The organism is Vibrio sp. 10N.222.48.A3 (genome assembly GCF_041475345.1).
Classification (GTDB): Bacteria; Pseudomonadota; Gammaproteobacteria; order Enterobacterales; family Vibrionaceae; genus Vibrio; species Vibrio tasmaniensis_A.
In genome coordinates this window covers 1-1049 of the sequence record NZ_JBFRVX010001445.1, presented here as the reverse complement: position 1 = coordinate 1049, position 1049 = coordinate 1, and the positions used below count along the sequence as shown (strand labels likewise).

Sequence of the window (1049 nt, the reverse complement as noted above, 5' to 3'; positions counted from 1 at the left end):
ATATACTCTGCCTATTTTATCAATTCTTAGCCTTCGACTGTAAATGTAAGGACAACCTTTCTCTCACCGAAATCGGCTTCTACTACACTATGTTCAGACAACACAAAAGTCTGTTTACATGAATTACACAGTCTATTTATTGCGTGTAAAAATGTTTCCCCACCAGGTAACTGAAATTCATTTTCAATTTCATTTATAAGAGTAGTTTCATCCGGCATATCATTTAAATACAATGATTTAAATCCATCCATCGTTGAATAACTATTACTTTCGCATACTAGTGGGTATAGCTTATTTACATCGACATGAAGGCTTGCTAGTGAGGACAAGGCGTCTTTTTGCTTCCAAGCTACTTCATATTTTTCGTCAAAGTTTTCTTCACATAACAATTCTATAGAAAATTTACCTTCCGTTTCAATTACCTTAATTACATCATTAAATGATAATATTTCTCGATTTATAACTAAAAGTGGTACGTCATCTGATTGTAACTTGTACCTTAAGAATAGGTTTTGTAAATATGTCGACTCCCCTAAATTCTTGCTTAAGCTAAATGCTTTATCTCGAATGCAAGTCAAAGATTCCATATAATTTGAGAATGATATATCTGATGCTCTATCTCTTGCAGCATTAGTGGTACTTGCTTCAAACACACCAAAAAATTCGTGATTGTTTGTGCGGTTTACATATATGCCTTTTTCATAAACAGGAAGCCTACTTGACTGGTTAGAGTGATACGGTGCAATAAAGCAACGCCCAACAACCTCACCATCTTTTACAATTTGAGTTAAAGTGTCCTTGAAATACTTTCCATGAGTAATCTCAGGAAATGCTATTTTCTCAAAAAAATCAAAAAATTCATCTGACGTGCATGTTTTCCACTTAGGCAAACTGACAGACTCTTTGAAGCTAGATCCACATTGAAACTCTACTTCGATTGGTAAAGGTCCACATAAATTCTTAAGTTTTCTTACTATAAACTTCGAGTCACCTTTCAGATAGTCCAGAGCTTTCTCATTCAAGATGAGTTCTATTTTAGTATTCCACCT

General features: G+C 34.1%; 1 protein-coding gene. It reads right to left on the bottom strand.

What is annotated here, in order from left to right:
* Positions 1 to 26: 26 nt before the first annotated feature.
* A partial coding sequence (locus tag AB4653_RS27015; protein WP_372105774.1) for a hypothetical protein occupies positions 27 to 1049 on the bottom strand: 1023 nt, incomplete at its 5' end.